This is a genomic window from Nocardia asteroides (genome assembly GCF_900637185.1).
Lineage (GTDB): Bacteria > Actinomycetota > Actinomycetes > Mycobacteriales > Mycobacteriaceae > Nocardia > Nocardia asteroides.
The window spans coordinates 6184586-6209416 of the sequence record NZ_LR134352.1 but is presented as its reverse complement, the minus strand read 5'-3'; the positions used below and the strand labels follow the sequence as shown (position 1 = coordinate 6209416).

19 protein-coding genes are annotated in these 24831 nt (G+C 71.7%); 12 read left to right on the top strand and 7 right to left on the bottom strand.

The window, feature by feature from the left end:
- Window positions 1-96: 96 nt before the first annotated feature.
- Window positions 97-966 carry a hypothetical protein gene (locus tag EL493_RS28670; protein ID WP_022567077.1) on the top strand — a complete coding sequence of 290 codons (870 nt, stop codon included), beginning with the start codon at window positions 97-99 and terminating at the stop codon, window positions 964-966.
- Window positions 967-982: 16 nt separating this feature from the next.
- Here EL493_RS28670 and EL493_RS28665 read toward each other — a convergent pair whose 3' ends face one another.
- Together EL493_RS28665 and EL493_RS28660 are read right to left on the bottom strand one after the other, a co-directional pair.
- Window positions 983-1273, bottom strand: coding sequence for an MGMT family protein (locus EL493_RS28665; protein ID WP_019048619.1), 291 nt, complete (start codon window positions 1271-1273; stop codon window positions 983-985).
- Window positions 1274-2065: an alpha/beta fold hydrolase gene (locus EL493_RS28660; RefSeq protein WP_030200794.1), complete on the bottom strand. Its 792-nt coding sequence runs from the start codon at window positions 2063-2065 to the stop codon at window positions 1274-1276.
- A gap of 115 nt (window positions 2066-2180) precedes the next feature.
- On the opposite strand from EL493_RS28660, the gene EL493_RS28655 reads away from it, so the two are divergent.
- The 4 genes from EL493_RS28655 (at window position 2181) to nudC (ending at window position 11546) form a co-directional block, all read left to right on the top strand.
- The gene (locus EL493_RS28655; protein ID WP_019048617.1) at window positions 2181-5879 is read left to right on the top strand and encodes an ATP-dependent helicase; all 3699 of its coding nucleotides are present in this window, start codon (window positions 2181-2183) and stop codon (window positions 5877-5879) included.
- Window positions 5876-9478 (top strand): ATP-dependent helicase, encoded by a 3603-nt coding sequence (locus tag EL493_RS28650; protein WP_019048616.1) that lies wholly within the window; start codon window positions 5876-5878, stop codon window positions 9476-9478. Before EL493_RS28655 ends, EL493_RS28650 begins: the two co-directional genes overlap by 4 nt.
- Window positions 9479-9563: 85 nt before the next feature.
- Window positions 9564-10622 carry a potassium channel family protein gene (locus EL493_RS28645; protein WP_019048615.1) on the top strand — a complete coding sequence of 353 codons (1059 nt, stop codon included), beginning with the start codon at window positions 9564-9566 and terminating at the stop codon, window positions 10620-10622.
- A 33-nt stretch (window positions 10623-10655) separates the two neighbouring features.
- Window positions 10656-11546: an NAD(+) diphosphatase gene (nudC, locus tag EL493_RS28640; RefSeq protein WP_019048614.1), complete on the top strand. Its 891-nt coding sequence runs from the start codon at window positions 10656-10658 to the stop codon at window positions 11544-11546.
- A gap of 109 nt (window positions 11547-11655) precedes the next feature.
- On the opposite strand, the gene EL493_RS28635 is transcribed toward nudC, so the two are convergent.
- Complete coding sequence (locus EL493_RS28635; protein ID WP_019048613.1) at window positions 11656-11886, bottom strand: mycoredoxin; 231 nt, start codon at window positions 11884-11886, stop codon at window positions 11656-11658.
- A gap of 107 nt (window positions 11887-11993) precedes the next feature.
- Between EL493_RS28635 and EL493_RS28630 the strand changes: the two genes are divergently transcribed.
- From EL493_RS28630 to EL493_RS28610, 5 genes are all read left to right on the top strand, one after another.
- On the top strand, window positions 11994-12431 hold the full coding sequence (locus EL493_RS28630) for an SRPBCC family protein (RefSeq protein WP_019048612.1): 438 nt from the start codon (window positions 11994-11996) through the stop codon (window positions 12429-12431).
- Window positions 12428-12892: a MarR family winged helix-turn-helix transcriptional regulator gene (locus EL493_RS28625; RefSeq protein WP_019048611.1), complete on the top strand. Its 465-nt coding sequence runs from the start codon at window positions 12428-12430 to the stop codon at window positions 12890-12892. Before EL493_RS28630 ends, EL493_RS28625 begins: the two co-directional genes overlap by 4 nt.
- Window positions 12893-12938: 46 nt before the next feature.
- Window positions 12939-15095, top strand: coding sequence for an ATP-dependent DNA helicase UvrD2 (locus tag EL493_RS28620; RefSeq protein WP_019048610.1), 2157 nt, complete (start codon window positions 12939-12941; stop codon window positions 15093-15095).
- A 109-nt stretch (window positions 15096-15204) separates the two neighbouring features.
- A complete protein-coding gene (locus tag EL493_RS28615) occupies window positions 15205-15534 on the top strand; it encodes a hypothetical protein (protein WP_022567082.1) in 330 nt (109 codons plus the stop codon).
- Between the two features lie 138 nt (window positions 15535-15672).
- On the top strand, window positions 15673-15966 hold the full coding sequence (locus EL493_RS28610) for a WhiB family transcriptional regulator (RefSeq protein WP_022567083.1): 294 nt from the start codon (window positions 15673-15675) through the stop codon (window positions 15964-15966).
- A gap of 82 nt (window positions 15967-16048) precedes the next feature.
- Here EL493_RS28610 and EL493_RS28605 read toward each other — a convergent pair whose 3' ends face one another.
- The 3 genes from EL493_RS28605 to EL493_RS28595 all read right to left on the bottom strand — a co-directional run bounded on the left by EL493_RS28605 (window position 16049) and on the right by EL493_RS28595 (window position 19937).
- Window positions 16049-17398, bottom strand: coding sequence for an ABC1 kinase family protein (locus tag EL493_RS28605; RefSeq protein ID WP_022567084.1), 1350 nt, complete (start codon window positions 17396-17398; stop codon window positions 16049-16051).
- A gap of 59 nt (window positions 17399-17457) precedes the next feature.
- Window positions 17458-18330 (bottom strand): TOMM precursor leader peptide-binding protein, encoded by an 873-nt coding sequence (locus EL493_RS28600; protein ID WP_019048606.1) that lies wholly within the window; start codon window positions 18328-18330, stop codon window positions 17458-17460.
- 200 nt (window positions 18331-18530) lie between these two features.
- Window positions 18531-19937: a zinc-dependent metalloprotease gene (locus EL493_RS28595; protein ID WP_019048605.1), complete on the bottom strand. Its 1407-nt coding sequence runs from the start codon at window positions 19935-19937 to the stop codon at window positions 18531-18533.
- A gap of 128 nt (window positions 19938-20065) precedes the next feature.
- On the opposite strand from EL493_RS28595, the gene EL493_RS28590 reads away from it, so the two are divergent.
- Window positions 20066-21091, top strand: coding sequence for a YlbL family protein (locus EL493_RS28590; RefSeq protein WP_019048604.1), 1026 nt, complete (start codon window positions 20066-20068; stop codon window positions 21089-21091).
- Here the strand turns inward: EL493_RS28590 and EL493_RS28585 are convergent, their stop codons facing one another.
- Window positions 21092-21670 carry a PPA1309 family protein gene (locus EL493_RS28585; protein WP_019048603.1) on the bottom strand — a complete coding sequence of 193 codons (579 nt, stop codon included), beginning with the start codon at window positions 21668-21670 and terminating at the stop codon, window positions 21092-21094.
- 159 nt (window positions 21671-21829) lie between these two features.
- On the opposite strand from EL493_RS28585, the gene EL493_RS28580 reads away from it, so the two are divergent.
- Window positions 21830-24811 (top strand): UPF0182 family protein, encoded by a 2982-nt coding sequence (locus tag EL493_RS28580; protein WP_030200787.1) that lies wholly within the window; start codon window positions 21830-21832, stop codon window positions 24809-24811.
- Window positions 24812-24831: the final 20 nt, after the last annotated feature.

Here is a 24831-nt window from a genome sequence, read left to right as displayed (position 1 = left end):
GGGTTGACGGCACGAAAGTCATGCTAGCTGGCATCACATCGATGCTGGAGCGCCCGCACGGCTCAGGCCGTCCGTGGGTGTAGTCACGGTTCGGGGGTGGAAATGGCGGGCGGCGGTGGGCCGGGTCAGCCGACGATGCTCGGCGACGTGATCCGCGGATTCCTGTTCGTGATCGTCACGCTGGGCGGGATGTTCGGCGCGATCGGCGTGATGGTCGGACTCCTCGACCGCGACATGCCGACACTGCTGTTCTACCTGGTGTGGTCGGTAATCTTCGCGATCTTCGGCGCGCTGGTGTTCTGGTGGATCAAGGCGTCGCGGTCGCCTCGGCAACGCGGTGGGGTGCAGGGGTTTTCGGTGCTGGGTCGCGGCGGGCACGCCGGGGCTCTGCCGGGTGGGCCCAGCCCCTCGGCGCTGCCCGCGCGCGGCCTGGCGCAGTCGTCAGGCGGACCCGGCCGGCCCGCCGCACCGGCGCCCGGCGCCGCGGCATCACCTGGGCCGGCCCCTCGGTCCGCGCAGGCTGGGGCCGGGAACGCGCCCGGCGTGCCATCGGCTGCCGCCGGTTTCCCGCCCGGCGTCGCCGGACCCACTCCACCGGCCTTCGGCGGTTCCCCGGCTGTGCGCGGTGATCAGCAGGGCGAGTCGACGCCCGGACGACCTGCCCCGTGCGGGTCTGTCAGCCCAGCCGCGGGGCGTGGAACGGCGCCCGCCGGCGCTCCTCGGGCTGCGGGTCTGCCAGCTCCCGGGTCGGCGACGACCCGCGCTTCGGCGGTGCCGCAGTCGGACGTGGGCTCGCCCGTCACACCGCCGCCGGTGCGTCCCGGTGCCCGGCCACCCGCGCACTCGCCCGTGGCGGAAACCCAGTCGGACAACCTTGTTCGCCGGGATGCGCCGCCGACGCCACCCGCCCGGCCGGTCGCGCCTTCGGACCCGACGATTCGGCAGCCGTTCTCCGACGACCGCTGACCAGCCGGGCCGAGCCTCAGAGCCGGGCGGTCTTCAGGTCGACGCGCCCGTCGACGATCGGCACACCTTCCTCGCCCAGCAACCGGAGCTGACGGGCGGCCAGGTGGGCGGAGGGGCGGCCGGAGGCGCCGATGACGCGGTGCCAGGGGAGGTCGGCGGAGTCGGTGCGCATGATCCAGCCGACCGTGCGGGGCGAGGACAGACCGGCGGCGGAGGCGATGTCGCCGTAGGTGGCGACCCGGCCGCGCGGGATCGCGGCGACCAGCGCGCGAACCTGCTCGACCTGTTCCTCCGTGGTCGCCGCCATCTACAGGGCCGCGGTGATCAGGGCGGCGGTCTCGGCGGGGCGGGCCTGGGCGACCATGTGGTCGCAGTCCCACACGTGCACGGTGAGCCGGTCGCCGAGATGGTCGGACAGGGCGGACAGGAACTCGGGCGTCACGTACGGCGGCTGCACCTTCGCGGCCCGCACCAGCACCGTCGGCAGGTCGGCGGGCGGCAGCACGAACGGGCGCGCCAGCTGACCCCAATACGACGTGATCGCGGGCTGGAAGATGCGCCAGCCCACCCGGCCGCCGTCGGTGGGCACCAGGTGCTCGGCCAGTTCGCGTTCCAGGGCCGCCGGGTCGACCTCGTCGGGGCTCCACGCGCTGTGTTGCTTGTCCGACCTGGCCTCGGCGACATCGGTGTAGTCGGGGGAGGCGAGGTTGGCGAGTGCGACCTGTTCGATCAGTTTCGCGTCGATGCCGATCGCGGGGTCGAGCAGCACCAGCGCCCGCACCAGCTCGGGATGCCGTCGCGCCAGATGGATGCCGACGGCGCCGCCGAAGGAGTGCCCGGCCACCACGACCGGGCCGTCGGTCTCGGCGCGCACCAGGGCGGCCAGATCGTCGACGACGGTCTCGAGATCCCACGGCGGCAGGGAGCTGGATCGGCCGTGTCCGCGCAGGTCGGGGGCGATCACCCGGGCCTGGGGCAGGTGTTCGGTGGCGAGGGTTTCCCAGCGGTTGCCGTGACCGGTGAGACCGTGCAGGGCGAGGACGACGGGACCGTCGGCGGGGCCGAAACGGTGCACATGAAGCGAGGACACGACAGCCATTCTGGCCGGTCGGCGCGGACGGCGCAGCGTGTCCCTCCGGTGGGGGAGTGCTGGCGTGTCGTACTGGTCTGTTGCAATAGCCGACGTGGTGCGATCGGATAGCTCGGTGCGACTCGTGCGCCGGACGACGCGGGCGCCCCGGCCGCGGGCCTGGGGCGCCGACGTTCGCGCGCTGTTCGCCGAGCAGGCCGAGCCCGCCCCGCCGCGCCCCGGCTGGCTGCCGTGGCAGGTGCTCGGCGGACCGGGGACCGGCAAGACCGCGCTGCTCGTCGACCTGGTCACCGCGCGGATCGTCGACGGCGCCGACCCCGCCGCCGTCCTGGTCCTCACCCACACCAAGCAGGCCGCGGCCGCCCTGCGCGACGCCATCACCACCCAGCTGGGCCCGCATGCCGGCGGCATCCCGGGCGCGAGCCGGGAACCGATGGTGCGGACCCTGCACTCCTACGCGTTCTCGGTGCTGCGCCGCCACGCCGACCTGCACGGCAACCCGCCGCCCCGGCTGCTCACCGGCGCCGAACAGGACGCCGTGCTGCGGGAGATGCTGCGCGGCGACCTCGACGACATCGAGGCGGGCGCGCGTGGCCTGTGGCCGCCGCGGTTGCACCCGGCGCTGGCGCTGGGCGGCTTCGCCGAACAACTCCGCGACCTGCTGCTGCGCGCCACCGAACGCGGGCTCGGGCCCGAGGACCTGATGGCGCTGGGCCGCGAACACGACAACGACGCCTGGGTGGCGGCGGGCCGCTTCTTCCAGCGCTATGAGCAGGCCTCGATGCTGCGCTGGTCGGTGGGTGTGGCCGCGCCGGAAGCCACCGCGCCCGCCCTCGACGCCGCCGAACTGGTCGGCGCGGCCCTCGACGCGCTGGCCGGTGACCGCAATCTGCTCGCCGGCGAACGCGACCGGATCCGCTACCTGCTCGTCGACGACGCCCAGCATCTCGACCCCCAAGCCGCCACCCTGGTGCGCGCCGTCGGCAGCGGCAGCGCGAGCACGGTGATCACCGGCGACCCGGACCAGGGCGTGTTCACCTTCCGGGGCGCCGACGCCCGCTTCCTCACCGAGCTCGACACGGTGCCGCAGCGGCGGATCATCTTGCGGCACAACCATCGCAGCGGTGCGCCGATCCGCCTCGCCACGGCGCGGATCGCGGCGCGGCTGCCGGGCAGCGCGCGGCACCGGGTGCTCCCGGGGCAGGAGTCACGGAGCGCGGAAGATCCGTCACGGTGGGAAGTTCCGGGACGGCCCGCCGGTCCGGATGACGTGCGCGGTGATGCGACGCCGGTGACGAATCCTCCTGATGCGCAAGATGATCCGCGCGAGGCCGACGAGTCCAGTGTGCGGGTCCGGGTGCTCTCGACCGCGGCGAAGGAAGCGGCGCTGATCGCCGATCATCTGCGTCGCGCCCATCTCACCGACGGCATCCCGTGGTCGTCGATGGCGGTGATCGTGCGCTCGGTTCCGCTGTCGCTGGCGCCGCTGCGGCGGGCCCTGCTGGCGGCGGGGGTGCCGGTGCGCAGGCCCGCGGTGGCCGAACCGCTGGCGCGCAGGCGAGGCGCGGCGTGGATGGTGCTGGCGTTGCGGGTGCTGCTCGCGGGGGACCCGGCGCGGCCGGGGTCGCGCCGCGCCATCGATGCGATGTTCTCCCCCGAGGACGCCATGGACCTGCTGTCCGGTCCGCTGGGCGGCGCGGATCAGATCGCGCTGCGCCGGCTGCGGCGCGGTGTGCGCCGCACGGTCCTCGACCTGGAGCGCACGGGCGCGCTGGCCGCGGCCGACCCCTACGCCGACGGCGGCGGCCAGTTCCACCTGTGGGACGAGCCCGCTCCGCCGCCACCGGAACTACCCGACCCCGACCGCGTCGACGACGAATGGCTCCCGCCCCCACCGGATCCGGACGACCCGCTGCGCCCCGACCCCGAACCCGACTGGGACATCGCCGACCGCCTGCCCGACGACATCGACGTCCTCGACGCCGAGACCCTGCCCGCCGCACCGCCGGTCCTGGCCGGTCCGCCCCGCCCGGAACCGGAACCGCCCGCGGTGCCGCTCATCGACCAGTCCTCGGCCGAGGTGCTGCGCGACCTCATCGTCGGCATCGGCGAGGAACGGCTGCTCGACGGCCTCACCGAGGTGGAAGCCGCACCGCTGCAACGAGTCCTGCGCGCGGTGCGCAAGGCGCGTGAGACTCAGGCCAGGGGCCAGGGTCTCGAAGACGTGCTGTGGACGCTGTGGACCAGCTCGCGGCTGGAACGTCGCTGGTTCCGGCAATCGCGGCGCGGCGGCGCCGCGGGCATGCAGGCCGATCGGGACCTGGACGCGGCGGTGGAACTGTTCGACGCGGCCGCGGGTTATGTCGACCGGCTGCCCAAGGCGAGTATCGACGGTTTCGTCGAATACCTGCTGCACCAGCAGATTCCGCAGCAGGGCAGGCCGCTGGCCGCCGAGGGCGAGGCGGTGTCGCTGCTCAGCGCGCACGCGGCGGCGGGCCGGGAATGGGATGTGGTGGCGGTGGCCGCCGTGCAGGAGGGCATCTGGCCCAACCCGCGCGCCAGGGGCACGCTGCTGCACACCGAGGACCTCGTCGACCTGGTCGCCGGGGTCGATCCCGGCGCGACGACCAGCCGGGCGGCGCCGATCCTGGCCGAGGAACGCAGGCTGCTGCTGGTGGCGTGCAGCCGGGCGCGGCGGTCGCTGCTGGTCACCGCGGTCGAATCCGCCGCGGGCGACCAGGATCTGGTGCCGTCGCGATTCCTCACCGAACTGCTCGGTGACGACGACACCGGCGAGCCGGGCGCCCTGCCGGTCGCCGACCCCGGGCGCGCGCTGGTGATGCACGCGCTGGTCGCCGAACTGCGCGGCGTGGTCTGCGATCTCGCGACCGACCCCGACCGGCGCGCCAGAGCCGCCCACCAGCTGGCCCGGCTCGCCGACGCCGGGGTCCCCGGCACCGACCCCGGCGACTGGTACGGCACCGCCGAACTCAGCTCCGAGCGCGAACTGTGGGACGACGACGATTCCCCGATCGGGCTCTCCCCGTCGACGGTGGAACTGCTGCGCAGCTGCCCGCTGCGCTGGGCGCTGGAACGCCACGGCGGCACCGACGGCGACAACCCGCACGCGGTGAAGGGCAATCTCGTGCACACGCTGGTCCAGGCACTGGCCGGGGAGGTGCCGGAAGCGCAGGTCCGCGCGGCCCTCGAACAGGCGTGGAAGACCGTCGACCCGGCCGACGGCTGGCACTCGCGGCAGGAACTGCGCCGCACCGAGGCCATGCTGGAGACCTTCCTGGCCTGGGTGCGCGCCACCCGCGGCGAACTCACCCAGGCGGGGGTGGAGGTGCCGGTGGACTGCGTGCTGCCCGCGCGCGCCGAGGGTGAGCGCGCGGTGCGGATCCGTGGCCGGATCGACCGGCTCGAGCGGGACGCGCAGGGGCGCTTCGTGATCGTCGACGTGAAGACCGGCAAGAACCCCGTCTCGGAGAAGTCCACCGCCGACCACGCCCAGCTCGCCACCTATCAGGTCGCCGCCGCCCACGGCGCCCTCGACGAGGAGGAGACCGAGGCTCCCGCCGACCCAGGGGGTGCGCGGCTGGTCTACGTCGCCAAACCGAACCGCAAGACCGGCGCCACCGAACGCGCCCAGACCGCGCTCGACGCCGAAGGCCTCGAGACCTGGCGCACCACGATCCACGATGCCGCCGCCGCCACCCGCGGGCCGGGTTACCTGGCCGTCCGCAACGACGGGTGCAGGCACTGCCCGGTGACGGGCAGCTGCCCGGTGCAGGACACCGGACGGCAGGTGACCGACGAGTGAGCGGCGTGCGCGTCACCCCGCAGCGGCTGGCCGACGCGCTCGGGCTGCCGCCGCCGACCGCCGAACAGGCGGCCGTCATCGCCGCCCCCGCGGAACCGACCCTGGTGGTGGCGGGTGCGGGCGCGGGCAAGACCGAGACCATGGCCGCGCGCGTGGTGTGGATGGTGGCCAACCGGCTCGTCGCCCCCGACGAGGTCCTCGGGCTCACCTTCACCCGCAAGGCTGCCCAGCAGCTGACCTCCCGGATCCGGACCCGCCTGGCCCGGCTGGCCGGGTCGCCGCTGGTGCGTGAGATCGATCCGTCGGGCGCGCTGCGCACGCTGATCTCCGGCGCCGAACCCGAGATCAGCACCTATCACTCGTACGCGGGCAGGCTGCTCACCGCGCACGGGCTGTTGCTGCCGGTGGAACCGTCGGCCGCGCTGCTCACCCAGACCCAGCTGTGGCAGCTGGCGCACGAGGTGGTGCGGTCCTGGGACGGCGACCTCGACACCGATCGCACCCCGGTCTCGGTGACCGAGGCGGTGCTCGCGCTGTCCGGGCAGCTCGCCGAGCATCTGGTGGAACCCGAACAGCTCGCCGAGGCCCACGCCGAACTGGAGAAACTGGTCTACACGCTGCCCGCGGGACCGCGACAGCGCGGCGGACCGAGCAAGGCGCTGACCGCCGTCGTCGACGCGCAGCGCGAGCGTGTGGGCCTGCTGCCCCTGGTCCGGCAGCTGGCCGAGGCGCTGAACCGGAGGGGCGCGCTGGATTTCGGCTCGCAGATGTCGCTGGCCGCGCAGCTGGCCGTGGACCATCCGGAAGTCGCCGCCGCCGAACGGGATCGGTTCAAGCTGGTGCTGCTCGACGAGTACCAGGACACCGGCCACGCGCAGCGGGTGCTGCTGTCGGCGTTGTTCGGCAATGCCGAGGCGGTGCGGCAGGATCGGCCCCGGCCGGTGCGCGTGCGGGAGCGGGCGCCCAGCGCGCCGCCACCCGATGTCGACATGCTGTGGGGGACAGAAGAAGTCGCCGAGCCGGTGCCGGCCGTGGATGCGGCCGACCAGACCTCGGTCATGCGGGACCACGGGCCGGGCACCGGCTCTCCGGACCTGACCGCCGGTCGACCCGGCACGGGAGCGGGCGCGAACGGGGACCCCGGCACGTTGGCCGTGACCGCGGTCGGCGACCCCATGCAGTCGATCTACGGCTGGCGTGGCGCCTCGGCCGCGAACCTTCCGCGCTTCGCCACCGACTTCCCCGCCGCGCCCGGCGTTCCCGCGCCGATCCTGCCGCTGCTCACCAGCTGGCGGAACCCGCCCGAAGCGCTCGCCCTGGCGAACCTGGTGGCGGATCCGCTGCGGCTGCGCGCGAAGGCCGCGGGTGGCGCCACCGTCGACGCCTTGCGCGCCAAACCGGCGGCGCAGCCGGGCGTGGTCGAACTGGCGCTCACCGAAACCGTTGCCCAGGAACGTGACTGGATCGCCGAGCGGATAGCCCGGGAATGGGCGGCGGCCCGCGAAGCCGAGCAGCCGCCGCCCACCTCGGCGGTGCTGATCCGGCGCAACGCCGATGCCGCGCCGATCGCGGAAGCACTGCGCGAGCAGGGCCTGCCGGTCGAGATCGTCGGCCTCGGTGGGCTGCTCGCGACCCCGGAGGTCGCCGATATCGTCGCCACCCTGCGGCTCATCGCCGAACCGGGCACCGGCAGCGCCGCGATCCGGATTCTCACCGGTGCCCGCTGGCGCCTTGGTGTGGCCGATCTCGCCGCCCTCGCCCGGCGGGCCCGGATGCTGTCCATCGGCAGCCTGTCCGGTGACGCGAGCGACGCGATCACCGACGCCGCCGGGCTGGCCACCGCCCTGCGTGAGGTCGCGCCGGAACCCACCGAACAGGCGGGCCTGGCCGACGCCATCGCCGATCCCGGTTCGCCCGAGCACTATTCGGAGTCGGGGTTCACCCGTATCACCGCGCTCGGTGCGGAACTGGCCGCGCTCCGCGAGCGCAGCGGTCAGCCACTGGTGGAACTCGTGGCCGACGTGGAACGCACCATCGGGGTGGGAGTGGAGACCCAGGCCCGGCGGGCCATCGCGGGCGGCGGCGCGGGCCGCGAGCACCTCGACGCGTTCGCCGAGGTGGTGGCCGGCTACGCGGCCGACACCCGGGCCTCGCTGAGCGGTCTGCTGGCCTTCTTCACCGCCGCCGAATCCGTCGAGAACGGTCTGGAGCCGGGCGAAGTGGAGGTCGCCCGCGACCGGGTGCAGGTGCTCACAGTGCACGCGGCCAAGGGGCTGGAGTGGGAAGTCGTCGCCGTGCCGCATGTGAGCGCGTCGGTGTTCCCGTCCACCACCGCGCTGAGCACCTGGCTGGGCGCGCTGGCCGAACTGCCCACCGCGCTGCGCGGCGACCGCGCCCAGCCCGACGCCTCCGAGGGCGTCCCGGTGCTCGACCTGAGCGGGGTCGGCGACCGTGCCGAACTCGAGCGCGCGCTCGTCGACCACAAGGACGCGCTCAAGAGCCGCCGCCTCGACGAGGAACGCCGCCTGTTCTATGTCGCGCTCACCAGAACCGAACGGGTACTGCTGGTTTCGGCCTTCTACTGGCCCGAGACCGGCACGGCCCAGAAGGGCCCGTCGGAGTTCCTGCTCGAACTCAAGCAGGCCAACGAGGACCCCGGCAGTCCGGCCTTCGGCGTGGCCACCATCGCGCGCTGGGACGAACAGCCACCGCCCGACGCCGTCAACCCCTTCGCCGACAACCCGCCCACCGCGCCGTGGCCGCGCGACCCGCTCGGCAACCGGCGCGACCCGATCGAACAGGGCGCGGCGCTCGTCCGCGACGCCCTGGACCAGTTGCGGTCGGGCCCGGCGGTTCCCGACGACCCGGACGCCGACGACCCCGAGGGCTGGGCCACCGACGTCGACGCGCTGCTCGCCGAGTTCACCGCCGCCGAACTCGCCGACCAGCAGGTGGAACTGCCCGGCCAGCTCCCCGCCACCGCCCTGGTGGAACTGCGCGCCGACCCCACCCGCCTCGCCGCCCGGCTGCGCAGGCCACTGCCGTACCCACCCAACCCGATGGCCCGCCGCGGCACGGCCTTCCACGCCTGGGTGCAGTCCTGGTTCGGCACCGAACAGCTGCTCGGGCTCGACGAACTGCCCGGCGCCGCCGACAGTGCCGCCGAGCTCGGGCGCGCCGACCGCGAACTGGCCGCCATGCAGGCCGCGTTCCGGCGATCGCCGTGGGCGCACCGCAACCCGATCGACGTGGAGGTGCCGTTCGAGACCAGCATCGCGGGCACGGTGATCCGCGGCCGGATGGACGCGGTGTTCGCCGAACCGGGCGGACGCTGGGTGGTGGTGGACTGGAAGACCGGCGCCGAGCCGGGACCCGCCGACGAAGCCGCCGTCGCCATGCAGCTCGCCGTCTACCGGCTGGCCTGGGCCCGGCTGATGGCCGCCCGCACCGGCGCGAGCGAGGACCAGATGCTCCAACGCGTCGGCGCGGCATTCCATTACGTGCGGTCCGGGCGCACCATCGCGCCCGCCGAACTGGCGGGCCCGCGTGAACTCGAACAGCTCATCCGCGACGCCGCGCCGGTCCCGGACGTCGACTGAGCCCCTCGCCCGCACAGGCAGTAGGCTCCGGGTTTGTCCCGGCTCCCGACGGATCGGTGACGGGCCGAGCGAAAGGACGACCGCGATGCTGGGGGACCCCCGCCGCCCGATCGGGCTCGGTACCAGTCCGGACTACGCGCTGGTCGGGATGTTGCGGATCCCGGCGGCCCAGACCAGCCCGTGGATCTCGCTCACCCGGCGCGTGCTGTTCGCGATCGGGCTGCTGTTCGCCGCGGCCACCGTGGTGTACATCGGGCGCGACGGTTACCGCGACAACACCGGCGACGAGCTGTCGTTCCTCGACGCGATGTACTACGCGACCGTCTCCCTGTCGACCACCGGCTACGGCGATATCGCCCCGGTGAGCCCGATGGCGCGCCTGATCAACACGATCGTCATCACCCCCCTGCGTGTCCTGTTCCTGATCGTGCTGGTCGGCACCACCCTCAGCGTGCTCACCGAACGGTCGCGGCAGGCGTTCAAGATTCAGCGATGGAGGCACACCGTGCGCAATCACACCGTCGTCGTCGGCTACGGCACGAAGGGACGCACCGCGATCGACGCCATGATCGGCGACGGGGTGCAGCAGTCCGAGATCGTGGTCGTCGACACCGACGCCGTGGCGCTGGAAGCGGCGGCGAACGCGGGACTGGTCACCGTGCACGGCTCGGCCACCAAGTCCGACGTGCTGCGGCTGACCGGCGTGCAGCGCGCCGCCGCGGTCATCGTCGCGACCAACCGCGACGACACCGCCACCCTGGTCACCCTCACCGCGCGTGAACTGAACAAGACCGCCAAGATCGTGGTCGCCATCCGCGAGGCCGAGAACACCCACCTGGTGCGCCAATCCGGCGCCGACTCGGTGGTGGTGTCCTCCGAGACCGCGGGCAGGCTGCTCGGCATCGCCACCACGACGCCCACGGTCGTGGAGGTCATGGAAGACCTGCTCACGCCCGAGGCGGGCTTCGCGGTCGCCGAACGTGAGGTGGAGCCCGGCGAGGTCGGCGGCTCGCCGCGGCACCTGAGCGACATCGTGCTCGGCGTGGTCCGCAACGGCACCCTCATCCGGGTGGGCGAACCCGAGGTCGACGCGCTCGATTCCGGCGACAAGCTGCTCTACATCCGCCGCGCCGCCACCAAGTAGTCCGGGGACGGCGCCGCGGGCTAGGCTCGGAGTGTGTCGTTTCGCCTGAAAGACGTTCCGCTGCTGTCGCGTTCTGCCATCGACCGTGCCGAGCACGTCCGGCTCGATCCGGACGCGCTGCGGGAGGGGTGGGGTAAGGCCAAGGTGCTGCGCGTCGACGCGCGCGGACGGGTGCGGGTGGAGAGCGCCGGCGTCGTCCTCGACGCGGCCGTCACCCTCGGCGAACAGCCCGGAGTCGGCGCGGTGTTCCTCGGCGTCGCCGACGGCAGCCACCTGTGGGCCGTGCGCGAGCCCGAGCTGGAGGGCACCCTCAAGGATCTGCGGGCGCTGGGCGCCGTCGACGATTTCACCGCCGACCTGCTGGCCACCGCCTATGCCCTGCTGAACTGGCACGACCGGGCCGGCTTCCACGGGGGCGACGGGACGACGACCACGCTGTCGCGCGGGGGCTGGTCCCGGCTCACCGCGGCGGGCGAGGAGGAATTCCCGCGGATCGACCCGGCCATCATCTGCCTGGTGCACGACGGCGCCGATCGGGTACTGCTGGCCCGTCAGCAGAGCTGGCCCGCGACGATGTTCTCGCTGCTGGCCGGCTTCGTGGAGGCGAACGAATCGCTCGAACGCTGTGTCGTCCGCGAGATCCACGAGGAGGTGGGCGTCGATGTCACCGACGTCACCTACCTCGGCAGCCAGCCGTGGCCGTTCCCGCGCTCGCTGATGGTCGGCTTCGCCGCGGTCGGCGACCCGGCGCAGGAACTGGTGTTCTCCGACGGCGAGATCGCCGAGGCGCACTGGTTCACCCGCGAGGAGGTCCGCGCGGCCCTGCGCGCCGGGGACTGGTCGGCGCGGGATCAGGGCGCGCGGCTGCTGGTGCCCGGATCCATCTCGATCGCGCGCACGATCATCGAATCCTGGGCGGAGTAGTCGGAGCGCTGGCGCGCTCGAGTCGCGGCCCCTGGTGTCCCGGCCGCGACGGCCGACTGCGTCGGCCTGCCCCTCCTCGAGGTCGGGGCGTGTGAGTCGCGAGGAGTTGTCAGGCCAGGGCGGCTAGTGCCTGCTTGACCTGGGACAGCGACGGGTTGGTCGCGGTGGAACCGTCGCGGTACTTGATCGTCGGGACGACGTGGTTGCCGTTGTTCACGCTGCCGACGAAGTCGGCCGAGGCGGGGTCGTCCTCGATGTCGATCACGGTGTAGGTGATGCCCGCCTCGTCGAGCTGGGTCTTGAGGCGACGGCAGTAGCCGCACCAGGTGGTCGAGTACATCGTCAGATCGGTGGTTGCGTCAGTCACGCGATGTGCAACGTCGGGGAAGCGCGTCCTGTTCCGCGCCGGGTCTTGCCCGGCAAATAGTAAGCGCGCATACTAACCTCATGATTCTTGCCGAGGCCACCGCCGAGACCGTCGCCACGCCTGCCACGCTGTTCGCCATCTGGGGCGACATGGCGAGCTGGCCGGAATGGAACGCCGACACGGCCTGGGTCCGGCTCGACGGCCCGTTCGCCGAGGGCGCGACGGGCAGGCTCAAGCCCAAGGGCGGGCCCGCGGTGCGATTCGAGGTCACCCGGCTCACCGACACCGAGTTCGTCGATGTCTCGCGCCTGCTCGGAGCCACCCTGACCTTCGCGCACACCGTCGTCCCTGCGGGTGCGGGCCGGGTGACGGTCACCGTGCGGGTGGAACTGGACGGGCCGCTGCGCCGGCTGTGGCACCTCGTCCTCGGCCGCGACGTGGCCGCGTCGGTCGCGCCCGACCTGGCCGCGCTGATCGCCCGCGCCGAGGCCGTCGACGCCGCCGTGGGCCGCGCGTGACCGGGGGGCTGCGCACCGAGTTCGACGAGGCCGAGCACAGCCCGGGGCTGCTGCTGTGGCAGGTGACCAACCGCTGGCAAGCTGCCGTCCGGGCCGCGCTCGCCCCGTTCGACCTCACCCACGTGCAGTTCGTGCTGCTGGCCTCGCTGAGCTACCTGGCCGGCCGCGCCGACGACGCGGTGCGCCAGCGGGACCTGGCCGAGCACGCCGCCACCGACCCCATGATGACCTCGCAGGTGCTGCGCACGCTCGAACAGAAGGGGCTGGTCGAGCGTCGCGCGCACCCGCGCGATCGGCGGGCCAGGGCCCTGGTGCCCACCGCCACCGGCGTCGCCCTGGCGAACCGGGCCGTCGTCGCCGTGGAATCGTGTGACCGGGAGTTCTTCGCGCCGCTGGGCGCGGAGGTGACCGGCTTCGCGGGACAGCTGCGGGCACTGCGCGACGGCGGCGCCGCGCCGTAGGTCGAGGTCCGGCGGGCTTCGGGGCCGGTTGTCGGCGGGCGCTGTCATGATGGTGCCCGTGCCAGCACTCGAACTCACCGCCCTCGACCCGGAACAGGCAGCCGCGGTGCGGGCGCCCCGAGGGCCGGTGTGCGTGCTCGCCGGTGCGGGCACCGGCAAGACCAGGACCATCACCCACCGCATCGCCCACCTGATCGCGGGCGGACACGTGAAGGCCGACCAGGTGCTCGCGGTCACCTTCACCGCCAGGGCCGCGGGCGAGATGCGTAACCGGCTGCGTTCCATGGGACTCGGCGGCGAGGCCGGTCAGGTGCAGGCCCGTACCTTCCACGCCGCCGCGCTGCGCCAGCTGCGCTACTTCTGGCCGCAGGTCGTGGGCGAGGTGCCGTGGCGGCTGCTCGACAGCAAGTTCCCGGTGGTGTCGCAGGCCGCGCACCGCGCCGGACTCGGCACCTCCACCGAACTGATCCGCGACCTGCTCAGCGAGATCGAATGGGCCAAGGCCTCGCTCATCGCGCCCGAGGACTATCCCGCCGCCGCGGCCAGGCATCACCGCGACGCGCCGGTCGAGGTGACCAGGGTCGCCCAGGTGTACGCGGGCTACGAATCGATGAAGACCTCGCCCGACGGACTGCTCCTCGATTTCGACGATCTGCTGCTGCACACCGCCGCCGCGCTCGAGGACTTCCCGGCCGTCGCCGACGAGTTCCGCGGCCGCTACCGCAGTTTCGTCGTCGACGAGTACCAGGACGTCACGCCCCTGCAGCAACGCGTGCTCGACGCCTGGCTCGGTGAACGCGACGACCTCACCGTCGTCGGTGACGCCAACCAGACCATCTACTCCTTCACCGGCGCCACCCCGAACTACCTGCTGGACTTCTCGCGCCGGTTCCCCGACGCCACCGTCGTCCGCCTCGAACGCGACTACCGCTCCACCCCGCAGGTGGTGTCGCTGGCCAACCGGGTGATCGGCGCCGCCCGGGGCCGCATCGCGGGCACCCGCCTCGCCCTGATCGGGCAGCGCCCCGACGGCCCCGAACCCGAATTCGCCGAGTACCCCGACGTGCCCGCCGAGGCCGCCGCCGTCGCGGGCCGGATCAAGAAGCTGATCGCGGCGGGCACCCCCGCCGCCGAGATCGCGGTGCTGTACCGGATCAACGCCCAGTCCGAGCCGTTCGAGCAGGCGCTCAACGCCCGCGACATCCCGTTCCAGGTGCGCGGCGGCGAAGGGTTCTTCCAGCGTCAGGAGGTCCGCCAGGCGGTGCAGGCGCTGCGCCAGGCCGAGGCCCGCGACGACCTGCCCGACGAGGCGCGCGGCGGCGCCGAGCTGATCACCCTGGTCCGCGCGGTACTGGCGCCGGTCGGGCTCACCGCCGAGGAACCGGCGGGCGCGCAGGCCAAGGAACGCTGGTCCTCGCTGCTGGCGCTGGTCCAGCTCACCGAGGAACTGGTGGGCCACGACGGGGACATCGACCTCACCGGGCTGCTGCGCGAACTGGCGACCCGGGCCGAGGCCAAGCACCCGCCGACCGTCGACGGCGTCACGCTGGCCTCCCTGCACGCCGCCAAGGGCCTGGAATGGGATGCCGTGTTCCTGGTCGGCGTCAGCGACGGCACCCTGCCCATCCAGCACGTCCTCGGTGACGACGGCAGCCCGTCCGACCAGGCCGCGCTGGAGGAGGAACGCAGGCTGCTCTACGTCGGCGTCACCCGGGCCCGCGAGCACCTGGCCGTGTCCTGGGCGCTGGCCCGCGCCGAGGGCGGCCGGCGCTCCCGCAGGCGCTCCCGGTTCCTCAACGGGCTGGTCCCCGACGACTCGCCCGCCTCCCGCATCGCCGCCACCGCCGACGGCCCGAAGGACGCCGACGGCAAGCGCCCGCTGTGCCGGGTCTGCGCGAAACCGCTGATCGGCACCTACGCCACCATGCTGGGCCGCTGCCGCCGCTGCCCCGCCGAGCTCGACCAGCAGCTGCTCGAGGCGCTGCGGGAATGGCGTGCCGAGAAGGCCGAGGCGCTGCGGGTGCGCGAGTTCGTGGTCTTCACCGACACCACACTCACCGCGATCGCCGAACAGCTGCCCGCCGACGACGCCGCGCTGGCCGCCATCGCCGGCATCGGCGCGAAGAAGATCGAGCAGTACGGCGCGGACGTCCTCGCCATCGTCGCGTCCCGGATGCGGGCAACGACACAAAACCGCAGGTAGAAAATAGGTTGTTCGGTTCTCGATCATTGCCTATGGTGGAGAACACGCACCGAGAGTGATCTCGGCGCGGGTTTCTATCAGCACACGAGTTCAGGAGGGAGGCAGTCAGATGAACAGCAACACCACGTTCGATGCATTCGCGAAATGCGTCCTGGTGAATACGTCCATGGTGTCGGCCTCCCGGGGGGTCCTCGCTCTGCAGGGGACCGGTCTGTCCGGCGTCGATACCACCGCTGTGCCGATGACTGTCGTTCATCAGCACACCCCGATTCGTCTCCAGGACAAGCCCAGCGTGGGTTGGCAGCCGGCGGCCTTCGAGGCACCGGCAGCACCGGCCGTCGAGATCGGGTACGCACCCGAATTCACCGGCGCAATCCGCCTCCGTGTCCACCCAGCGACCGTGCTCAGGTCTCGGCAGAAATGTCGAACTAGGTACTAGGGAACCTCCTCCCAGACCTCCTGGCCACGGATCGCGAGAAGCGAAATCCGTGGCCTTTTTCATTCGGCTCCTCAGCCGTCGGCACCGGGTTCGCACACCGAACGAACAACCGCTGCAAACGAGCTGAAGGAGAACGACGTGTTCACCGCCCAGGAATGGCCGTCGGCCACTACTGACGTGACATGCCGAACCGTGGCGTCCCTGCCCTGCCGGGCCGGAAACCCTGATCTGTGGTTCGCCGAGAGCCCGAACGACCTGGAGCAGGCCAAGCAACTGTGCGCCGCCTGCCCGATCCGCAAGGGCTGCCTGACCGCGGCCATCGACCGCGCCGAGCCGTGGGGTGTCTGGGGCGGTGAGATCTTCGACCAGGGTGTCGTGATCGCCCGCAAGCGCCCGCGTGGTCGCCCGCGCAAGGTCGCGATCCCGGCATGATTCCCGGAAAAGGCTTGTACCGCAAACGAACCGCTCACCGAGTTCCGGTGAGCGGTTCGTTTGTTTCGTGCGGGAGGGCCGGCTAGGAAGCCTGCTCGGCGCGGAAGCCGGGCACCCAGGTGCGGACCAGGTTCATGAAGCCGAGTTCGGCGTCGAGCTGGGCGAGGATGCCCACCGAGCCACCGAGCACCCGGAAGATCATCAGATATTCGGCCGGAAGTTGCAGCGCCCGCGCCGTTTTCATCTCCGGGCTGGTGAACTCCGAGGCCTTGCCCGCCACCCGCTGCATCCAGGCGCGGGTGAAGTGGAAGGTGTCGGTGCGGATGGGGTCGCTGAACGGGCGCAGGTAGGCGGCGATCTCCTCGTGGGTCACCGTCCGGCCCGGAATCACCCAGCCGTGCTCGTGCATCAGCTCGGTGAGGGCGGCGTAGTCCTCGGCGACCGCCAGCGCGAGCATCCGGCCCAGGATCTCGGGGAAACCGTCCGGCATCGGCGCGCACGCGCCGAAATCGAGCACCGCCAGCCTGCCGTCGCCGAGCACCAGGAAGTTGCCGGGGTGCGGGTCGCCGTGCAGCAGCCGGGCCTTCTCGGGCGAGGAGAAGTGGAACACGCCCATCAGCTCGGCGATCCGGTTGCGCTGGGCCCTGGTGCCTTCCGGGTCGGCCGCGCCCGCGGCGATGAGCTGGGAGACCGGCGTGCCGTCGAGCCATTCGGTGACGATCACCTTCGGCGCGCCCGCCACCACCCGCGGCACCACGATCTGCGGATGCCCGTCGAACGCGGCGGCGAAGCGGCGCTGATTGGCCGCCTCGGTGCGGTAGTCGAGTTCCTCTTCGGTGCGCTCGGTGATCTCGGCCAGCAGCGGCTTCACATCCGCGCCGGGGATCACCGAGGACAGCAGTCCGGTCATCCGGGACAGGGTCTTGAGGTCGGCGCGCAACGCCTCGTCGGCGCCCGGGTATTGCACCTTCACCGCGACGGCGCGACCGTCGGACCACACCGCCCGGTGCACCTGACCGATGCTGGCCGAGGCGGCCGGGGTGTCGTCGAAGGACTGGAAGCGCTCACGCCACTTGGTGCCCAGCTGCTGGTCGAGCACCCGGTGCACCGTCTCGGCGGGCATCGGCGGCGCGGCGGCCTGCAGCTTGGTGAGCGCCTCGCGATAGTGCTCGCCGAACTCCTCCGGGACGGCGGCCTCCATCACACTCAGCGCCTGGCCGAACTTCATCGCGCCGCCCTTGAGCTCACCCAGCACGGTGAACAGCTGTTCGGCGGCCTTCTGGTTCAGCGTCGCGTTGATCTGCTGCTTGTCACCGCCGACGAGCTTCTTGCCGAAACCGACGGCGGCTCGTCCGGCGATGCCGAGTGGAATCTTGGCCAACTTGGCATTGCGGCTGGAACTGCGGCGCACGATCTCGGACACGCTACCCATCATGGCCGAACTTGCCGCCGGTGTGCCATGGGAATGCTCACACCGCCTGGTGAGACCGCTCATCGGCCGGCCTCGGGCCCGGTGCCGGACAGGGTGCGGCACCCGCAGTCCGGGTGTGGTGGCCACGGCCGGTGCTGGATCTCGTGGGTGTCCAGATTCAGCTCCATCGTGGCGTCGAGGGTGTCCGGTCGCCTGCGCGGGGAGCAGGCCACGATGGTCTCCAGCTCGCCCAGGGCCAGCGCCGTGGTGGCGGCGATGCCCGCGGGGGAGGCGTGCCCGGTGCGGCCGAGCAGCTGGGCGGCCAGATGCGGCCAGTCGGCGTCGAAACCGGTGCGGGTCAGGTCGGCGCAGCGCAGGCAGCTGGTGTCGCCCGGCAGGACCAGCGGACCGACCACCCCGACACCGTCGCGGATGCGCACCTGCAGGTGCGGGACGCGGCGCAGCAGCAGATCGACAGCCAGCCGCGGATCGATCATCAGCGCGTCGGTGAGCACCACCAGATTCCCGCCCGCGCCGACGGCGGTGCCGGCCCGGAACTCCCGGGAGCGGGCGGGCCGCAGCCCCATGCGGCGCAGGCCCATGGTCACCGCGTCGGCCAGCGGCCCGAGCCCGTGCACGGTGACACCGCGCACCACACCCTGTTTGCGTTCGGGCCGCAGCAGCAACCCGGCGTCGTCGATGGCGGACAGCAGCGTGGTGGTCGCGTCGGGACTCATTCCGAATTCGCCTGCTCGCCAGACGATCTGGGGCAGCGATTGCAGGCCGTCGAGCAGCCGCAGGAAGGCCAGGACGGTGCCGGTGTCGAGCTCGGCGGTCTCCAGCAGCAGCGCGCGCTCGGGATCCCAGCCCAGCTGGACCGCGCCCGAGGGCCGGACCAGGGTGATGACCCGCGGGTGCAGCATCGGGCCGCGCAGTGGTGTCGTGGTCGTCATGCCGCAAGTATCGCCAGCCGCACGACCCGGCTCAGGCGCCGAAAGCCAAGTTATCCACAGTCTTTCGGCGTGTCGGGCCAAGGGTGTCGGCCTGTGGACAACTCCCGTTCCGCAGGTCGAACGGCGGGATTACCGACGGGGACGCGTGTCGCGGCCCGGCGGGGCGAAGAATTTTCGCCGCCCGCCGGAACCGCGCGGGATCAGGGCTTGCCGGTGTCGGTGCCGGACTCGTCGTCACCCTCGCCGCGGGCCTGGTCGCGTTCCCGCGCCTCGGTCTCGGCGAGCTGGGCCAGCGGATCGTCGAACGCGCCGGTGCCACCGCCGATCACGGAATCGATGAAGCCGGCGGGGGAGTCCAGGTCGCTGGAATCGGGCAGCAGGTCGGGGTGGGCCCACACGCCGTCACGGCCCTCCATGCCGACATCGGTGGTGAGACGGCGCCACAGCGCGGCGGCCTCGCGGACCTTGCGCGGGCGCAGCTCCAGCCCGACCAGGGTGGCGAAGGTCTGCTCGGCCGGTCCACCGGTGGCGCGGCGGCGGCGCAGCGTCTCCGACAGCGCGCCCGCGCCGGGCAGGCGCTCGCCGACCGCGTCGGTGACCACCACGTCGACCCAGCCCTCGATCAGCGCCAGCAGCGTCTCGAGACGTTCCAGCGCCTGCTTCTGCTCGGGGGTGGTCTGCGGCTCGAAGGTGCCCTGCGAGAGCAGCTCCTCGAGCTTGGACGGGTCGCTCAGCGACATCGGGTCGATGTTCTGCGCGGCCTGCTCCAACGACGAGAAGTCCATCTTGATGCCGCGCGCGTAGTCCTCCACCGCGCCGAGCACCTGGTGGCGCAGCCACGGCACATGCGCGAACAGCCGCTGGTGGGCGGCTTCCCTGGCCGCCAGGAAGACCATGATCTCGCTCTCGGGCTGCTCGAGTCCCGCGCTGAAGGTGGAGATCGCGGTGGGCAGCAGCGCCGCGGTGCCCGCCGGGCCCAGCGGCAGACCGATATCGGTGGAGGTCAGGACCTCCTTGGCCAGCTGGCCGAGGGCCTGGCCGAGCTGGGAGCCGAACGCCAGCCCGCCCATCTGCCCGAGCATGCCGACCATCGGCCCGGCGAACTGCCTGGCCTCCTCCGGCAGCTGCGCGGTCCACATGCCCGAGATCTGCTCGGCCACCGGATCGCACAGGCGCTTCCAGGTGGGCAGGGTCTCCTCGATCCAGTCGTTGGCGGTCCAGGCGACCGTCTTGGTCGCGCCCGCGGGCAGCACGGTGGCGCCGTCGAGCCACAGCTCGGCCAGGTGCGCCGCGTCGGTCACCGCCGAGGAGGTCTGCGCCGAGATCGGGGCCACGGAGGCACCGAGCTGCTGGCGGGCCAGCCGTTTGGCCACGTCGTAGTTGACCGGGCCCGCGTTCGCGCCACCCGGGCCGGTCGCCTGGCCCATGCCGCTGATCATCTGCCCGAGCTGGGTCAGCATCTGACCGAGCTGCGACGGGTCGAAGCCGCCCGCGCCCGCCGCCCCGAACCCGAACGGATCGTTTCCGCCGGGTCCGTTCGCCTCGTCGCGACGCTTACCCGACTCGTCGTCGTCGCGGTTCGAGAAGCCGAAGGGGAGATCGCTCATACCTCTTACGTTACGCGGGACCCCCGGGGCCCCGGTGTTCGCGCATCGCGAAATCGCCACCACGGGCTCACCCGGTAAATGCGTGCCACTGCCGCCGGTAGCGGCCGGTGATCACTACTGTGGTCCGAGTGAATCGTCGGATCCTCACCCTGATCGTGGCCCTGGTACCCGTGCTCGTGCTCGGTGTGATCGGCAGCGTGGTCACCGTGCCGTTCGTCGCACTCGGCCCCGGCCCGACCTTCGACACCCTCGGTGACGTGGAAGGCAAGCCGGTGGTGGATGTCACGGGCGCGCCCCTCGATCCGACCACCGGGCATCTCAACATGACCACCGTCTCGGTGCGCGACGGCCTCAACCTGTTCGAGGCGTTCGGCTTCTGGGTCAGCGGCGAGCACGGCCTGGTCCCGCGCGCCGAGGTGTACCCGCCCGGCGTGTCGCGCGAGGAGGTCGACAAGTCCAACCAGCAGGACTTCAAGGACTCCGAGAGCAACGCCGAGGTCGCGGCGCTGCACTACCTGAAGATGCCGACGGTGGTGCTGGTGCGCGGGCTCGGTGACGAGGGCCCGGCCAAGGACGTGCTGCAGGTCGGTGACGAGCTGATCAGCATCGACGGCACCCCGATCCTCGCGCCCAAGGATGTCGTCGACCTGGTGTCGACGAAGGGGCCCGGCACCACCATCACCGTCGTCTACCGCCGCGGCGACGCCCAGCAGAGCGCCCCGATCACGCTCGCGGCCCGTCCCGACGACCCGGCCAAGGGCTACCTCGGCCTCACGCCTGGCGAAGGTGGCCGCCCGCCGCTGCAGGTGGAGTTCAACCTCGCCGACATCGGCGGCCCCTCGGCCGGGCTGATGTTCAGCCTGGCGCTGATCGACAAGCTCTCGCCCGGCGAGCTCAACGGCGGCCGGTTCGTCGCGGGCACCGGCACCATCGACCAGGAGGGCAAGGTCGGCCCGATCGGCGGCATCCAGTACAAGATGATCGCCGCCCGCGAGGCGGGCGCCGAGACGTTCCTGGTGCCGGCTGACAACTGCAACGAGGCCAGGCAGCGCGCCCCCGAGGGCCTGCGCCTGGTCAAGGTCGACACCCTCGACAGCGCGGTGACCTCGCTGGCCGACATCGACGCCGGCCGCGAGGCGGTCAGCTGCGGCTGATCACTCCAGCGTGTGGTGCAGGGCCTGGACCAGGCCCGGCGCCAGATTCGGATAGGTGCGCAGGTCGAGGTCGCCGAAGCCGTCGTCGTCCTCGGGGCGGATCTGCAGCAGGCACAGCGAGGTGCCCTGGCGCAGCACGCCGGCGATGAGCCGCGCGTCGCGCCGGCCGGGGTGGGCGTGGGCCGCGGCGCGCCCGGCGGCGTCGGCGGCGTCGGAGTCGGCCAGCAGCGGCACGAGCGCCTCGTCGAGATCGCTCTCCGCGTCGGGCGGCAGCACCACGATCTCCTGGACCAGTACGCAGCCCTCGACGGCAGGCGGCCAGGTGGTGGTCGCGAGGAACTCGTCGAGCGCCATCGACCCGCCGGTGATGTCGTCGGGGAAGGCCTCCTGCGCGATGGGCGTGAGTTCGCTGCCGTCGTCGAGCTGATCCTGCAGGTCGGGTTCGGCCGCGACCAGGTCGGCGGTCGGAACCAGGGCGAACATCTGCGGCGGGTTGCCCCAGCCCTCGGCGTCGGCGAACTCGACGACCTCGCGCACACAGCGGGCGAGGACGACTTCGGCGTGCTGGTCATCGGTCACCCGCCCATCCAATCATTTTCGGCCCAGCCGCTTGCACGGTGTCCGATTTCCGTAGAGTGGGCGCCAACGGTCCGGTAACGGACCATCCGCAACATCGGACTGCGGTGTCTGCGCCGATCACCGGCGCGGGTCGCCGCCGGACCCTTGGAGAGTGGCACCGTGGGCATGCGGCCCCCCACCGGCTTACCTTCGTTGTCCCGACGCAGCCGAGTGCTGCTCGTGGCGGCAGTCGTCCTCGCGGCGCTGCTGCTGCTCGGGCCCCGCTTCACCGACGCCTACACCAACTGGTTGTGGTTCGGGGAAGTCGGCTATCGCAGCGTCTATCTGGGTGTGTTGCGCACGCGGCTGATCCTGTTCGTCGTGGTCGCGCTGTTCGTCGGCCTCGTCGTGTGGGGCGCGCTGCTGCTGGCGTACCGGTCGCGGCCGGTGTTCGTGCCGGTGGCCGGTCCCAACGACCCGATCGCGCGCTACCGCACCACGGTGATGGGCAGGCTGCGGCTGTTCGGCGTCGGCATCCCGGTGCTGCTCGGGTTGCTGTCCGGTCTGGTCGCGCAGTCGAACTGGGCCACGGTGCAGCTGTTCCTGCACGGTGGTGAGTTCGGCGAGCAGGACCCGCAGTTCCACCTCGACGTCGGCTTCTACGCCTTCGATCTGCCGTTCTACCGGATGGTGCTGAACTGGCTGTTCGTGGCCGTGGTGATCGCGTTCTTCGCGAACCTGGTGACCCACTACGTGTTCGGTGGCCTGCGGCTGGCCGGGCGTGAGGGCACGCTGACCAGGGCGGCGCGCATCCAGCTGGCGGTGCTGGCCGGAATCTTCGTGCTGCTCAAGGCCGTGGCCTACTGGTTCGACCGCTACGACCTGCTGTCGAGCACCCGCAAGGAGCCCACCTTCGGTGGTCCGTCCTACACCGACATCAACGCGGTACTGCCCGCCAAGCTGATCCTGCTCTCGATCGCGGTGATCTGCGCGATCGCGTTCTTCGCCGGCATCGTGCTGCGCGACCTGCGGGTACCCGCGATGGCGGCCGCGCTGCTGGTGCTGTCGTCGATCCTGGTCGGCGCGGTCTGGCCGATGGTCGTCGAGCAGTTCTCGGTGCGCCCGAACGCCGCGGACAAGGAGAGTCCGTACATCGAGCGCAACATCCTCGCGACGCGCCAGGCGTACGGCATCACCGACGACAAGGTCGAGTATCAGGACTACCAGGGCGAGAGCAAGAAGAACCCGCTCGAGGTCCCCGCGGACGCGGCGACCATCGGCAACGCCCGCCTGCTCGACCCGAACATCCTCTCGCCCACGTTCACCCAGCTGCAGCAGCGCAAGAACTTCTACGGCTTCCCCGAATCGCTCGACATCGACCGCTACACGCTCAACGGCGACACCCAGGACTACATCGTCGCCGCGCGTGAGCTGCATCCGGAAGCGCTCTCGGGCAACCAGAAGGACTGGATCAACCAGCACACCGTCTACACCCACGGCAACGGTTTCGTCGCCGCCCCGGCCAACCGGGTGAACAAGCCGCAGTCCGACGCGCAGAGTCCGCTGGGCGGCAGCGATTCCGGCTATCCGCTGTTCATGGTGAGCGACCTGTTCACCAAGATGGACGACCAGCAGATCAAGGTCGAGCAGCCGCGGATCTACTACGGCGAACTGATCGCCCAGTCCGATCCCGACTACGCCATCGTCGGCGCCGCCGACGGCCAGGCGCCGCGCGAGTACGACTCCGACCAGGCCTCCTACACCTACGAGGGCAGCGGCGGCGTGCCGATCGGCAACTGGTTCAACCGCCTGGCCTTCGCGGCCAAGTACGCCGAGCGCAACATCTTGTTCTCCTCGGCGATCAGTGACGATTCCAAGATCCTGTACAACCGCGGTCCGCGCGAGCGGGTGCAGAAGGTCGCGCCGTGGCTGACCACCGACGGCAACGCCTACCCGGCGGTCGTCGGTGAGCGCATCGTCTGGATCGTCGACGCCTACACCACTCTCGACAAGTACCCCTACGCCCAGTCGACCTCGCTCGACGGCGCGGTCGAGGACAGCATCGACAAGAAGACCGGCCGGGTGATCCCGCGCAAGGAGGTCAGCTACATCCGCAACTCGGTGAAGGCCACCGTCGACGCCTACGACGGCACCGTCACCCTGTACGAGACCGACACCGCCGACCCGGTGCTCAAGGCCTGGCGCGGGGTGTTCCCGAACGCGGTGAAGCCCGAGTCCGAGATCTCCCCGGAACTGCGCGCGCACTTCCGCTACCCGGAGGACCTGTTCAAGGTCCAGCGCGACATGCTGACCAAGTACCACGTGGACAACCCGCGTGAGTTCTTCACCAACAACGCGTTCTGGTCGGTCCCCAGCGATCCCACCATCGAGGGCGGCACCTTCAACCAGCCGCCGTACTACGTGCTGCTGGGTGATCCGAAGACCAACAAGCCGGTGTTCAACCTGACCTCGGCGATGGTCGGCTACAACCGCCAGTTCCTCTCGGCCTACATCTCGGTGCGCTCCGACCCCGACGGGTACGGCAAGTTCACCGTGCTGCAGCTACCGGTGGAGACCCAGACTCAGGGTCCGCAGCAGACCCAGAACTCGATGACCACCGCCGACGCGGTGTCCCGGGAGAAGACCCTGCTGTCGAACTCGAACAAGATCCGCTACGGCAATCTGCTCACCCTGCCGGTGGCCGACGGCGGCATCCTCTACGTCGAACCGTTCTACAACGAACGCAACACCGGTTCCTCGACCTTCCCGCAGCTGCTGCGCGTGCTGGTCAGCTACCGCGACGCGGCGGGCAGTGTGAAGGTGGGCTACGCGGCGACGCTGGCCGACGCGCTGAACCAGGTGCTGCCCGGTTCGGGTTCGCTGGCCACACCGTTCGGCGGTGACCCGGCGGTGAAGCCGAAACCGGGGGTGACGCCGCCGGTGGATCAGGGCACCACCCCGCCGGCCAACGGCACGACCCCGCCGCAGGGGACGACGCCGCCCGCCGGTTCCACCGCGCAGGAGGCCGCGGCCGCCGAGCTCAGCCGCAAGATCGAGGCGGTGCGCACGGCGATGCGCACGGGCAACTTCACCGATTTCGGTAAGGCGCTCGAGGAACTGGACGCCGCGGTGAAGGCGTACCAGGACGCGGGCGGCCGGTAACCGTCCCGGATCGACAAGAA